This is a genomic window from Roseobacter sp. N2S, assembly GCF_031454055.1.
GTDB lineage: Bacteria > Pseudomonadota > Alphaproteobacteria > Rhodobacterales > Rhodobacteraceae > Amylibacter.
This window is the reverse complement of sequence record NZ_JAVDQB010000001.1, coordinates 213,112-226,362: the sequence shown is the minus strand read 5'-3', so window position 1 is coordinate 226,362 and position 13,251 is coordinate 213,112. Positions and strand designations below refer to the sequence as shown.

Sequence of the window (13,251 nt, the reverse complement as noted above, 5' to 3'; positions counted from 1 at the left end):
TCCGCTGGCCGCGCCCTATCTGACCAAACACAAGGACACCCCGATGCAGTTTGACACAGTTATTCACGATGGCACCGTTGTGACAACCAGCGACACCGTCAAAGCAGACATCGGCATCACGGATGGCCGCATTACCGCCATTGCCGAACGGCTGGCAGGCGGGGCACAGCGCATCGACGCGGGCGGGAGGCTGGTTTTGCCCGGCGGGATCGAAGCCCACGCCCATATTGCCCAAGAAAGCTCCTCGGGTGTTATGGGGGCGGATGGCTATCTGAGCGGGTCAATTTCTGCGGCTTTCGGTGGGAATTCTTCGTTCATTCCCTTTGCCGCGCAGCACCGTGGTCAATCCATTGACGAAGTGATTTCCACCTATGACGCCCGCGCCGCAGAGTCGGTTCTGGATTACAGCTACCACCTGATTATATCCGACCCCACCCCCGAGGTTCTGAACGACCAACTGCCACGGGCCTTTGCGCGGGGGATTACGTCATTCAAGGTGTTTATGACCTATGATATGATGAATATCGGTGATGGCGGGATGCTGGATATCCTGACCGTGGCCCGTGCGCATGGGGCCATCACTATGGTGCATGCCGAAAACAACGACATGATCAAATGGATGAACAAACGGCTGGCTAATGCGGGGCTGACTGCGCCCAAATACCACGCGATTTCCCGCCCCGAACTGGCCGAGGAAGAGGCGATCAACCGCGCCATTTCACTGGCCAAACTGGTGGATGCGCCGCTGTTCATCGTGCATGTGTCCACCGCAGGCGGGGCGGCCATTGTGCAGCGGGAAATTCTGGCAGGCACACGTCTGTTTGCGGAAACCTGCCCGCAATATCTGGCGCTGACGCGGGATGATCTGGATCGTCCGGGGATGGAGGGGGCAAAGTATATTTGTTCCCCACCGTTGCGCGATACGGCCACGCAGGATGCGCTGTGGCGGCATGTTCAATCGGGTACGTTTACATCCGTCAGTTCCGATCATGCGCCGTATCGCTATGATGATACAGGGAAATTCCTGAATGGCCGCGATGTGGCCTATCCAAAAATCAGCAACGGCATGCCCGGCATCGGCGCGCGTCTGCCCTATCTGTTTTCCGAAGGCGTCGTAAAAGGCCGCATCAGTTTGCAGCAGTTTGTCGGCCTGTCTGCCAGCAATGCCGCGCGTACTTTTGGTATGACCCAAAAGGGCAGTATCGCGGTCGGGCTGGATGCGGATATCGCCATTTGGGACCCTGAAACCACCCGCAAGATCACGCTTGCAGACCAGCATGACAACATGGATTACACCCCGTTCGAAGGCATGGAGTTGACCGGCGTTCCTGAAACGGTTTTGAACCGTGGCGCTGTGATCGTACACAAGGGCCAGTTACACGCCCAAAAGGGGCAAGGCAGGTTCGTCGCCCGCGCTCCGATGGACTTGCGCGGTGCGGGTCATCTGGTCAAGGAACGGGACGTGACGGTGAATTTCGGAGCAAAGATATGACAGGACCAAACCCCGCCGCAGTGGGCCCGATTGTGGTGATAAACCCCAATTCATCTGGCGCTGTGACTGCCGAAATCGCCAAAGCCGTGGCCCCGTTACAAATCCCGAATGGCCCTGTTTTTGAAACCGTCGATATCCGCCACGGCCCCGCCACAATCGCTACAATGGAACACGCTGCCCAAGCCGCGTTGAATGTGGCAGAGCTGGTGAAAGCCCGCCCCGATGCCTCGGCCTTTGTGGTGGCGTGTTTTTCCGACCCCGGAGTTGATCTGTGCCGCACATTGGTATCCCAACCCGTGTTCGGCATCCAGGAGGCGGGCATCCTGACCGCCATGGCCCAAGCAGACATGTTCGGCATCATCGCGCTTGGACCGGCGTCCGTAGCGCGCCACCGCCTGCGCATCCGTCAAATGGGGGTCGAGTCGCGACTGGCAGGGGAGTTGCCGCTGGACAACGTATCAGCCGAAGACGCTGGCAGTTGCGATGCTGCATACCAACAAACCCTGTCGCGCGGCAAAGAGCTGCGCGAGATGGGCGCCACCGCTTTGATTCTGGGCTGCGCCGGATTTTCCCCCCGCCGCGAACAATTACAAAACGCCTTGGGAATCAGAGTCGTTGACCCTGTTAAGGCTGCTGCCGCCATGGCCTTGGGCGCGGTAGATTTCTAAACGGAACACCGCATCGCGCGATATCGCCTAATGCTTTGATTTTAGGGGGGTGTTGGGATGTAATGGTGCCCAGAAGAGGACTCGAACCTCCACGTCCATACAGACACCAGCACCTGAAGCTGGCGCGTCTACCAATTCCGCCATCTGGGCAACAGATTACGTAAGGAGGCGATTTAAAGATGGGTTGGGGGGGTGTCAACGGCTGTTTCACATCTAAATGCAGGAATTGTGCTTGTGAGTGGGGCAACATCGCATTATTTCAGGGCAAACGCATGTTTTACGGAGCAAAAAAATGTCTCAATCGCCCAAAGTCGTCACCATTTTTGGTGGATCAGGATTCGTCGGTCGTTATATCGCGCGGCGGATGGCGAAAGAGGGGTGGCGTGTGCAGGTGGCTGTACGGCGTCCGAATGAGGCGGTTTTTGTGCGTCCTTACGGGGTTGTCGGGCAGGTCGAACCAATTTTAGCCAATATTCGCAACGACTCATCGGTTGCCGCGGCTGTGGCAGGGTCTGATGCTGTGGTGAACTGTGTGTCTACGCTGCAAGAGCAGGGCAAACAGACGTTTGAGGCGTTGAATGTGGACGGCGCGGCGCGGATTGCGCAGGCCTGTGCTGCGGCTGGCGTGGCGCGGTTGGTGCATATTTCCGCTTTGGGCGCGGATGTGGATGCAGACAGTGATTCGGCGCGCAGCAAAGGCGAAGGCGAGGCAGCGGTTTTGGCGGCTTTCCCCACAGCGATGATTCTGCGTCCTTCGGTTATTTTCGGCAATGAAGACCAGTTCTTCAACCGCTTTGCGCAGATGGCGCAATTTACCCCCGTGCTGCCATTGTTTGGCGGCAATACACGGTTCCAGCCCGTCTATGTAGATGATGTGGCGCAGGCGGCTTGTAAGGGGGTTCTGGGTCAGGCTGCAGGCGGGATCTATGAACTTGGCGGGCCAGAGGTGGGCAGCCTGAACAGTTTCGTGAAACGGCTTCTGGGGATTATCCGCCGGCGTCGGTTGGTGGTGAACAAGCCGTTTTTCGCAGGTACTATTCTGGGGAAAACTCTGGATATGGCGCAGGCGCTTTCGCTGGGGATCTTTACCAACACTATCTTAACTGCGGATCAGGTAAAACAACTGCGGCATGATAATGTTGTATCGGACGGGGCGAAAACACTGGCTGATCTGGGGATTTCCGCCACGTCTTTGGCATCGGTTGTGGATCAATACCTGTATCGCTATCGCCCGTCGGGCCAATATGCGGAATTGACCGAAAGCGCGCGCCACATGCGCGGTGCGCCCACCAGCAGCGAATTTTAACCGTAGCAGGTTTTAACTGTAGGCGATTGCCAGCAGGATAACGCCCAATGCGATGCGGTATATCACATAGGGTGTGAAGCTGACGCTGCGCAACAGGCGCATCATCAGCGACAGGGCCAGCAGGGCCGTAAGAAAGCTGAAGACGGCGGCGATTGCGCCGTCGCGCAGGCCAGCGGCATTTGCTTCGGATACCGCTTCCACGCCCAGCAAGATTGCCGAAGATATGATTACGGGAATTGACATCAACATGGCAATTTTGGTGCCGTCTTGGCGGGTATACCCCATAGCGCGTGCGCCAGTGATCGCGATGCCGGACCGCGATGTGCCGGGGATCAAGGCGATAGCCTGCCACAGCCCCAGTTGAATCGCATCACCCATGGACCAATCTGATTGTGTCTTAACCTCTGCGCCTTTTTGATCGGCGATATACAGCACGATCCCAAAGATCAGCATGGTCCAGCCAATAACGGTAATATTGCGCATCATGTCTGACAGGCCGGTCAGTTTCAGCACCAGCCCCACCAGCACCGCTGGAATGGTTGCGATAATCAGCAGCAAGGCCAATCGCGCCGAGGGTGTTTTGAACTGCCCGACCACCAGATGCGCCAGACCTGTGAAGGCGGATTTTGCATCAGCCCAGAAGAACAGGATCACCGCGCCAAGGGTGCCGATGTGGACCGAGACATCTATTAACTGCCCCTGATCCGCGACGCCCATCAATTTGGGCAACAGGATCAGATGACCCGAGCTGGAAACGGGCAAAAACTCGGTTATGCCTTGGATAATCGCGAGGATAAGAAGGTGAAGCAGGGGCATGTCGCGGCCTTTGTGATTCGTTTTGGGGCGACAGTAGGCGCGGTTGTGTGGAATGTGAAATTACAGTTTAGGTAATATATACTGACCTATTGGGCGCAAATTAGGGCGAGAAATTACCCGACGTGCTGAAAGTGCGGATATTAGGTCAGTGCGTTTTACCTATATTCACATTTTCCCTTTGCCTGTGCGATTTTATTGGTTAGAAAGCAGGCTCTGAAGAGTAGTTACTGCAGGTGTATGACCATGGCCGAACAAAAGATGTTAAAATTTGTAACCGTTGGACGGGATATGCCCGAAAAGCGTGTGCCGAACCTGCGGACTTCGGATTTCGATGAGATCTATCGCCAGTATGCTGCGGATAAAGCGGCTGAACAGTCAAGCCGCTGTTCCCAATGTGGCGTGCCCTTCTGTCAGGATCACTGCCCGCTGCACAATAATATACCAGATTGGCTAAAACTGACCGCCGAGGGGCGTTTGCAGGAAGCTTATGAAATCAGTCAGGCGACCAACCAGTTCCCTGAAATCTGTGGCCGTATCTGCCCGCAAGACCGCCTGTGCGAAGGAAATTGCGTGATCGAGCAATCGGGTCACGGAACGGTCACCATCGGATCGGTGGAAAAATACATCACTGATACGGCTTGGGAAAACGGCTGGGTGAAGCCGATCAAGCCTCATGCTGAACGGACTGAATCTGTGGGCATCATCGGCGCGGGGCCAGCTGGGCTGGCGGCGGCAGATGTGCTGCGCCGTGCGGGTGTTCAGGTGACCATTTACGACCGCTACGATCGTTCTGGCGGGTTGATGACCTATGGCATCCCCGGTTTCAAACTGGAAAAAGAGATTGTGCAACGCCGCAATGCCCAACTGGCCGAGGGCGGCGTGACCTTTAAGTTAAACTGCAATGTAGGTGAGGATATTTCCTTTGCCGAGTTGCAGAAAACCCATGATGCAATCCTGATCGGCACGGGCGTCTATAAGTCCCGCGATCTGGGCGGGCCGGGTGCCGGGCTGAACGGAATTGTTAAGGCTATAGACTATCTTACGGCCTCTAACCGCGAAAACTTTGGCGATACAGTCGCTGAAATTGACAGCGGAGAATTGTGGGCTGAGGGAAAGAATGTAGTTGTCATCGGGGGCGGGGATACCGCGATGGACTGTGTCCGCACAGCTATCCGTCAGGGCGCCACATCGGTCAAATGTCTGTACCGTCGGGACCGTGAAAACATGCCGGGTTCCCTGCGTGAGACCGCGAATGCCGAAGAAGAAGGCGTAGAGTTTGTCTGGCTCTCTGCCCCCAAAGGGTTTGCAGGGGAAGACACTGTTTCTGGCGTCTACGTGCAACAAATGCGCCTTGGCGCACCTGATGTTACAGGCCGCCAAGCCCCCGAAGAAATTCCGGGTGCCGATTATCTGGAGCCTGCCGATCTGGTGATCAAGGCGTTGGGGTTTGAGCCTGAAGACCTGCCGACTCTTTGGGATACGCCCGAATTGGAAGTCACCCGCTGGGGTACGGTCAAGGCTGATTTCGTTAGCAAACGCACAGCGTTAAGCGGTGTTTATGCAGCAGGCGACATTGTGCGCGGGGCGTCTTTGGTCGTTTGGGCCATCGCAGACGGGCGTGATGCGGCGCAAAGCATCCTGTCGGATTTGAACGCCAAAACAGTGATTGCTGCCGAGTAAAACTGGAACGCCGCGGTCAAACCCGCTGGCATCCGAATAATACGATATACGATCCAGCCCTGACACAGTTCGGGGTTTTGAAAGGAAAAGCCACCATGACTCAGTATGATGCAAAATGGGTAGCCGAAGAAGAAGCAAAACGGGCCATGATGGCCGAAAAGGGTTTGTACCGCGAAGACGATGAACACTCGTCCTGCGGGGTTGGTTTGGTTGTGGCGGTTGACGGGAAGCCGAACCGCCGCGTGGTTGTTGCAGGGATCACCGCGTTGCAGGCGATCTGGCACCGCGGCGCTGTGGATGCGGATGGTAAAACCGGCGATGGCGCGGGCATCCATGTGCAAATCCCGAAACCGTTTTTCTATGACCAGATCCGCCGCACAGGCCATGAACCGAACATGGATCAACTGATGGCTGTGGGGCAGGTGTTTTTGCCGCGCACTGATTTTGGCGCGCAGGAAACCTGCCGTACAATTGTTGAAAGCGAAGTCCTGAAGATGGGCTATTACATCTACGGCTGGCGCCATGTGCCGGTGGATGTGGCCTGTCTGGGGGAAAAAGCCAACGCAACGCGGCCTGAAATCGAACAAATCCTGATTTCCAACAACAAAGGCGTGGATGAAGAACAGTTCGAGCGGGAACTGTACGTGATCCGCCGCCGCATCGAAAAAGCTGTGGCCAAAGCTGCCGTGCGGGATTTCTACATCTGTAGCCTGTCCTGCCGCTCTGTGATTTACAAAGGCATGATGCTGGCCGAACAGGTTGCAGTGTTCTACCCCGATTTGCAAGACGAACGGTTTGAAAGTGCCTTTGCGATCTATCACCAGCGGTATTCGACCAACACTTTCCCGCAGTGGTGGCTGGCACAGCCGTTCCGTATGTTGGCCCATAACGGTGAGATCAACACGTTAAAAGGCAACGTCAACTGGATGAAATCCCATGAAATTCGCATGGCATCCAAGAACTTTGGCGAACATGCTGAAGACATCAAACCGATCATCGCAGGCGGATCTTCGGATTCAGCCGCGCTTGATTCCGTGTTCGAGGTAATGGTCCGTGCGGGGCGCTCTGCCCCGATGGCCAAAACCATGTTGGTGCCCGAAAGCTGGAGCAATCTGAGCCACGAAATGCCTGATGCGTGGAAAGACATGTACGCCTATTGCAACTCGGTGATGGAGCCGTGGGACGGCCCAGCGGCGCTGGCGATGACCGACGGGCGCTGGGTTGTGGCGGGACTGGATCGCAACGGATTGCGGCCTATGCGCTATGTGATCACAAATGACGGTCTGGTGATTGCAGGTTCTGAAGCGGGCATGGTTCCCGTGGATGAATCCATCATTGTGCGTAAAGGCGCGCTTGGCCCTGGGCAAATGCTGGGCGTGGATATGCAGGAAAACAAGGTTTGGCATGACGCTGAACTGAAGGATTCACTGGCAGCAGCCCAACCTTTCAACAAATGGGTTGGTTCTATCACCGATCTGGAAGAGGCGACCAAATCCATCAAGGAACGGGCGCTGTACAGCGGGTCTGACTTGCGCAAACGCCAGATCGCGGCAGGGTTCAGCGTCGAAGATCTTGAGGTGATTTTGCATCCCATGGCCGAAGACGGTAAGGAATCCATCGCATCCATGGGGGATGACACACCAAGCGCGGTTTTGTCCGATAAATACCGCCCGCTGAGCCATTTTTTCCGCCAGAACTTTAGTCAGGTGACCAACCCGCCGATCGATTCCTTGCGCGAATTCCGCGTGATGAGCCTGAAAACGCGGTTCGGCAACCTTGGCAACGTGCTGGATGAAAGCAACGAGCAGACGGAAATTCTGGTGAAGGAAAGCCCCTTCGTCAGCAACGCCAAATTCGAAGCTTTGGTGGAAATGCTGGGCGCGAATGTGACGGCGATCGACTGTACCTTTGAACGCAGCAACCCCAACGGCCTGCGCGATGCGATCCACCGTGTGCGATCCGAAGCAGAAGAAGCCGTTCGATCCGGTGCGGGCCATCTGGTTCTGACTGATCGCCATCAGGATGCGGATCGTATTCCGGTTCCGATGATTCTGGCGACCTCGGCCGTGCATGCATGGTTGACGGCTGCGGGATTGCGGACCTTTTGCTCGATCAACGTGCGGTCGGCTGAATGTATGGACCCGCATTATTTTGCGGTTCTGGTGGGCTGTGGCGCAACCACAGTGAACGCCTATCTGGCCCAAGACAGTCTGGCGGACCGGATTGATCGCGGCCTGCTGGATTGCACCCTTGATGTGGCGATGGAACGCTACCGCGAGGCGATCAATCAGGGATTGCTTAAAATCATGGCGAAGATGGGGATCTCGGTGATTTCCAGCTATCGCGGTGGTCTGAACTTTGAAGCTGTGGGCCTGTCGCGTGCTATGGTTGCGGAATTCTTTCCAGGCATGCACAGCCGTATTTCGGGCATTGGCCTGTTCGGCATTCAAAAGAAAATCCGCGAAGTCCACGCCCGTGGCTGGCTGGGTGAACAGGATGTTCTGCCCATCGGCGGCTTTTACAAAGAGCGCCGCAGCGGTGAAAAACACGCTTGGGAAGCGCAAAGCATGCACATGCTACAAGCGGCCTGTGATCGGGCGAGCTTTGATCTGTGGAAGCAGTATTCCCGCAAAATGCAGTCAAATCCGCCGATTCATCTGCGGGATTTGCTGGATTTCAACTCTACCGCTAAGCCGATTTCAGTGGATGAGGTGGAAAGTATCACATCCATCCGCAAGCGGTTTGTGACTCCCGGCATGTCCCTTGGCGCGCTGTCGCCAGAGGCGCATAAAACCCTGAACGTGGCCATGAACCGCATCGGTGCAAAATCCGACAGTGGTGAAGGCGGCGAAGATCCGGCGCATTTTGTGCCTGAACCCAACGGCGATAACCCGTCGGCCAAGATCAAACAGGTGGCGTCAGGCCGTTTCGGGGTGACTGCGGAATATCTGAACCAATGTGAAGAGCTGGAAATCAAGGTCGCACAGGGTGCAAAACCCGGTGAAGGTGGCCAGTTGCCCGGCATCAAAGTGACGGAACTGATCGCGCGTTTGCGCCATTCAACACAAGGGGTCACGCTGATTTCCCCACCGCCCCACCATGACATCTATTCGATCGAAGATCTGGCGCAATTGATCTATGATCTCAAGCAGATCAACCCGATTGCTAAAGTGACCGTGAAACTGGTTGCTAGCAGCGGTGTCGGGACAATTGCGGCAGGTGTGGCCAAGGCCAAAGCCGATGTGATCCTGATTTCAGGGCATAACGGCGGCACGGGGGCCTCTCCTGCGACGTCGATCAAATATGCGGGTTTGCCGTGGGAAATGGGTCTAAGCGAGGCGCATCAGGTTCTGTCGATGAACAAGCTGCGCGAACGTGTGACCCTGCGCACCGACGGTGGTTTGCGCACAGGGCGTGACATTGTGATCGCGGCGATGCTCGGGGCCGAAGAATACGGCATCGGCACGGCTGCACTGATCGCTATGGGCTGTATCATGGTGCGTCAGTGCCAAAGCAATACCTGCCCTGTCGGGGTTTGTGTTCAGGACGAAGACCTGCGCAAGAAGTTCACTGGAACTGCCGATAAGGTGGTGAATCTGATCACTTTCTACGCGCAGGAAGTGCGCGAGATTCTGGCATCACTTGGCATGCGGTCCTTGGACGAGGTGATCGGTCGCGCCGATATGCTGGCGCAGGTGTCCCGTGGGTCCGCCCATCTGGACGATCTTGACCTGAACCCGCTGCTGATCAGCATCGATAACGCCCATACCATCGTTTACAACCGCGACAAGCCCCGTCAGGTTGTGCCTGACACGCTGGATGCGTCGATTGTGAAAGATGCGCAGCCGTTCTTTAAAGACGGTGAAAAGATGCAGCTGTCTTATGCGGTGCAAAACACCCATCGGACCATCGGCACGCGGGTGTCTTCGCATATTGTGAAACGTTTCGGGATGAATAACAGCCTGCAAGCGGATCATTTGACAGTGAAATTGACCGGCAGCGCGGGGCAGTCACTGGGTGCCTTTGCGGCACCGGGGTTGAAGCTGGAAGTGTCGGGCGATGCCAACGATTATGTTGGTAAGGGTCTGTCGGGGGGCACGATTGTTGTGCGTCCACCGCTAGGTTCACCGATTGTCGCGGCGGAAAACACCATTATCGGCAACACGGTTCTATACGGTGCCACTGCGGGGCGGCTGTTTGCCAATGGCCGTGCGGGAGAACGGTTTGCGGTGCGCAACTCGGGTGCCAGTGTGGTGATTGAGGGCTGCGGCACCAACGGTTGTGAATATATGACTGGCGGTGTTGCCGTGATCCTTGGGTCAGTTGGTGCGAACTTCGGGGCGGGGATGACAGGCGGGATGGCCTATATCTATGACCCAGAGGGTCAGTTGGATTATCTGATCAACCGCGAAACCTTGGTGACAGCGCCTGTTACTGTGGATCATTGGGTGAGCCAGCTTGAAGACCTGCTGAAAGAGCATCTGGCAGAAACCCGCTCCGCCAAAGCCGCCGATATTTTGCGGCGTTGGGACGAAGAACTGGCGCATTTCGTGCAGGTTTGCCCGAAAGAGATGCTGAACCGGATGCCTGCGCCATTAAGCGAAGAAGATGGCGTAAAATCTGCCTGATCTGGGCTGAACCCCAGCCCATACTCAAAAAGAAGGCCGCAGTTTCGGCCTTCTTTTCATTTGTAGCTGTTGATTTGGGCGATGCCTTGGCGGAAACTGCGGCCAGAGGGAATTTGAATGGCCGAAGATGACGCCGCAAAGTTGCGCAAAAAGCTGAAAACCCCGCGCAGCAAGGGGAAGGTCGGCAAGGCAGCCGATACATTCAGTGGCGCGTGGCGCTACTGGATTCGCTGGGTGTTGAAAAAACTGTTTTTGATCAGTGCCGCAGCGGTGGTTCTGAGCGTTCTGATGGTGGTCCTGCTGCGGTTCGCGAATCCCTATCTGACCTATTATTTTGTTGCCGAACGGATGCGTCTGGGCGAAGTGAACCGCGATTGGACCCCGATCGAAGAGTTCTCCCCTTTTGTCGCGCCCGCATTTGTGGCGGCAGAGGATGCCAATTTCTGCACCCATTTCGGCTTTGACATAGAAGGCATAAAAGCCGCTTTTGCCGATGATGAACGCCTGCGCGGGGGCAGCACGATCAGCCAGCAAGTGGCGAAAAACGTGTTTTTGTGGCAGGGACGCACGTGGGTTCGCAAAGGGATGGAGGCGTGGTTCACCTTGTTGATCGAATTGATCTGGCCCAAGCAGCGCATTGTCGAGGTGTATTTGAACATCGCTGAAATGGACGAAGGTGTCTTTGGCGTGGCCGCGGCGGGGCGGCATTATTTCAAAGTGGAACCGGATAAATTATCACTTTTACAGGCTGCACGTATCGCAGCGGTGCTGCCATCACCGAAAAAGCGCTCTGCCAGCAACCCGACCTCTTTTTTGAAAAAACGAACGCGGCAAATAATGGCCGGTGCCCAAACAATTGACGCCGATGGTCGGGCTGATTGTTTCAAGGGCGGTTGAAAATTGTTACGCTTAGGTTCAAATAGACCCACCCCCAACTCTGACGTCTGGCAGTTATGTACAAGCTCTATCACTATCCCCTCTCCCCGTTTTGCCGCAAAGTCCGTCTGGTCATGGCAGAAAAGAAGTTCGAAGTGGAACTCGTCGAGGAACGCTATTGGGAGGAGCGGGCCGATTTCCTGCGAATGAACCCCGGCGGGCAAGTGCCTGTTTTGCGTACGGATAAGATCATCCTGTCCGATAGCACCGCCATTTGTGAATATCTGGAAGAGAAACGCCCAGAGCCGCCTTTGATGCCCCAAGGCGCAGAGAGGCGGGCTGAAGTTCGCCGTCTAAATGCTTGGTTTGATGATAAATTCTATCGCGAAGTCACGCTGAACCTGCTGGGTGAACGGGTCAGCAAAAAGGTCATGGGGCGCGGCTATCCTGACAGTAAGAACGTGAAAACCGGCTCTGCCAAGATCAAGTTCCATATTGATTATATGGGCTGGCTGCTGGATCGTCGGCGCTGGCTGGCGGGGGATCGGATGTCGCTGGCTGATTTTTCCGCAGCGGCGCAATTGTCTTGCCTTGATTACATTTCCGACGTGGATTGGAATCGTAACGAGTTGGTTAAGGAATGGTATTCCAAGATCAAATCGCGCCCGGCTTTCCGATCTTTGCTGGCGGATCAATTGCCCGGATTCCCGCAACCGCCCCATTATTCCGATCTGGATTTTTAGTGTCGGCACCGCTGAGCGAGCGATTGCGCGAAAAAGCGCTGGCCGAAGGTTTTACCGATTTTGGCGTCTGCCGCCCCGATGCGGCCCCCCACACAGCGGCGCGTTTGGCTGAATTTGTCGATGCGGGGCGCCATGGTCAGATGGGTTGGATGGCCGAACGCATGCACTGGCGCGGCGCGCCTGCTGTCCTGTGGCCAGAGGCGAAATCGGTGGTGATGCTGGCCGAAAATTATGGGCCCGACCATGATCCGCTGGACGTGCTGGACCAGCGGGATCGCGCAGCAATCAGTGTCTATGCGCAGAATAAAGACTATCATGATGTGCTGAAAAAGCGGCTGAAACGGGTCGGGCGCTGGTTGATTGAACAGGCCGACGGGGCTGAAATCAAAGTGTTTGTTGATACCGCCCCCGTGATGGAAAAACCGCTGGCGCAGGCTGCGGGCTTGGGCTGGCAGGGCAAACACACCAATGTGGTGTCGCGGAATCTGGGCAGTTGGTTCTTTCTGGGGTCGATTTTTACCACGCTGGATCTGGACCCTTCAAATGCCGAGGTCGACCACTGTGGCACCTGTCGCAAGTGTCTTGATATTTGCCCGACGCAGGCTTTTCCCGCGCCTTATCAATTAGATGCGCGGCGGTGCATTTCCTATCTGACCATCGAACATCACGGCCCAGTGGATGAAGCGCTGCGCAAAGGGCTGGGCAACCGCATTTATGGCTGTGATGATTGTCTGGCGGTGTGTCCGTGGAACAAATTCGCCAGCCGCGCGGCAGAGGTGAAATACCATGCGCGCGAAGATCTGCGCGCGCCCCGTCTGGCGGAACTGGCTGTTCTGGATGACCCCGCATTTCGTGCCCTGTTTTCAGGGTCGCCGGTCAAGCGGATTGGGCGCAACCGTTTTGTGCGCAACGTCTGTTATGCCATTGGGAATTCAGATGATTTATCCCTGCGGCCCATCGTTCAGGGTCTTTGCGCAGATGATGATCCAGCGGTAGCGGATGCGGCCCGTTGGGCGTGCGGGGAATTGGCGGGCTGAAACCC

General features: G+C 56.1%; 9 protein-coding genes and 1 tRNA gene. 8 read left to right on the top strand and 2 right to left on the bottom strand.

Annotated elements, in window-relative coordinates; translation table 11 throughout:
* The first annotated feature begins 43 nt into the window (after positions 1-43).
* The gene (gene hydA / locus GGE09_RS01125; RefSeq protein WP_309743003.1) at positions 44-1,492 is read left to right on the top strand and encodes a dihydropyrimidinase; all 1,449 of its coding nucleotides are present in this window, start codon (positions 44-46) and stop codon (positions 1,490-1,492) included.
* Positions 1,489-2,160: an aspartate/glutamate racemase family protein gene (locus GGE09_RS01120; protein WP_309743001.1), complete on the top strand. Its 672-nt coding sequence runs from the start codon at positions 1,489-1,491 to the stop codon at positions 2,158-2,160. The genes hydA and GGE09_RS01120 overlap by 4 nt, the downstream gene beginning before the upstream one ends.
* A 63-nt stretch (positions 2,161-2,223) precedes the next feature.
* Here the strand turns inward: GGE09_RS01120 and GGE09_RS01115 are convergent.
* Positions 2,224-2,310, bottom strand: a tRNA-Leu gene (locus tag GGE09_RS01115).
* Positions 2,311-2,452: 142 nt separating this feature from the next.
* Here GGE09_RS01115 and GGE09_RS01110 point away from each other — a divergent pair.
* On the top strand, positions 2,453-3,466 hold the full coding sequence (locus GGE09_RS01110) for a complex I NDUFA9 subunit family protein (protein ID WP_309742999.1): 1,014 nt from the start codon (positions 2,453-2,455) through the stop codon (positions 3,464-3,466).
* A 12-nt stretch (positions 3,467-3,478) separates the two neighbouring features.
* On the opposite strand, the gene GGE09_RS01105 is transcribed toward GGE09_RS01110, so the two are convergent.
* Entirely contained in the window at positions 3,479-4,282 is an 804-nt protein-coding gene (locus GGE09_RS01105; protein ID WP_309742997.1) for an undecaprenyl-diphosphate phosphatase, read from the bottom strand.
* 243 nt (positions 4,283-4,525) lie between these two features.
* Here GGE09_RS01105 and GGE09_RS01100 point away from each other — a divergent pair, with 243 nt between their 5' ends.
* The 5 genes from GGE09_RS01100 (at position 4,526) to queG (ending at position 13,246) form a co-directional block, all read left to right on the top strand.
* Positions 4,526-5,962, top strand: coding sequence for an NAD(P)-dependent oxidoreductase (locus tag GGE09_RS01100; RefSeq protein ID WP_309742995.1), 1,437 nt, complete (start codon positions 4,526-4,528; stop codon positions 5,960-5,962).
* A gap of 95 nt (positions 5,963-6,057) precedes the next feature.
* Positions 6,058-10,590, top strand: coding sequence for a glutamate synthase large subunit (gene gltB / locus GGE09_RS01095; RefSeq protein WP_309742993.1), 4,533 nt, complete (start codon positions 6,058-6,060; stop codon positions 10,588-10,590).
* Positions 10,591-10,707: 117 nt separating this feature from the next.
* Positions 10,708-11,487, top strand: a complete 780-nt coding sequence (mtgA, locus tag GGE09_RS01090; RefSeq protein ID WP_309742991.1) for a monofunctional biosynthetic peptidoglycan transglycosylase — start codon at positions 10,708-10,710, stop codon at positions 11,485-11,487.
* A 56-nt stretch (positions 11,488-11,543) separates the two neighbouring features.
* Positions 11,544-12,209, top strand: a complete 666-nt coding sequence (locus GGE09_RS01085; RefSeq protein WP_309742989.1) for a glutathione S-transferase family protein — start codon at positions 11,544-11,546, stop codon at positions 12,207-12,209.
* A complete protein-coding gene (gene queG, locus GGE09_RS01080; protein WP_309742987.1) occupies positions 12,209-13,246 on the top strand; it encodes a tRNA epoxyqueuosine(34) reductase QueG in 1,038 nt (345 codons plus the stop codon). The genes GGE09_RS01085 and queG overlap by 1 nt, the downstream gene beginning before the upstream one ends.
* The last annotated feature ends 5 nt before the right edge of the window (positions 13,247-13,251 follow it).

What these genes read in the sequence shown, in the direction of transcription:
- hydA (WP_309743003.1), top strand. Translation starts at nt 44, where the DNA reads ATGCAGTTTGACACAGTTATTCACGATGGCACCGTTGTGACAACCAGC.
- GGE09_RS01120 (WP_309743001.1), top strand. Translation starts at nt 1,489, where the DNA reads ATGACAGGACCAAACCCCGCCGCAGTGGGCCCGATTGTGGTGATAAAC.
- GGE09_RS01110 (WP_309742999.1), top strand. Translation starts at nt 2,453, where the DNA reads ATGTCTCAATCGCCCAAAGTCGTCACCATTTTTGGTGGATCAGGATTC.
- GGE09_RS01105 (WP_309742997.1), bottom strand. Translation starts at nt 4,282, where the DNA reads ATGCCCCTGCTTCACCTTCTTATCCTCGCGATTATCCAAGGCATAACC.
- GGE09_RS01100 (WP_309742995.1), top strand. Translation starts at nt 4,526, where the DNA reads ATGGCCGAACAAAAGATGTTAAAATTTGTAACCGTTGGACGGGATATG.
- gltB (WP_309742993.1), top strand. Translation starts at nt 6,058, where the DNA reads ATGACTCAGTATGATGCAAAATGGGTAGCCGAAGAAGAAGCAAAACGG.
- mtgA (WP_309742991.1), top strand. Translation starts at nt 10,708, where the DNA reads ATGGCCGAAGATGACGCCGCAAAGTTGCGCAAAAAGCTGAAAACCCCG.
- GGE09_RS01085 (WP_309742989.1), top strand. Translation starts at nt 11,544, where the DNA reads ATGTACAAGCTCTATCACTATCCCCTCTCCCCGTTTTGCCGCAAAGTC.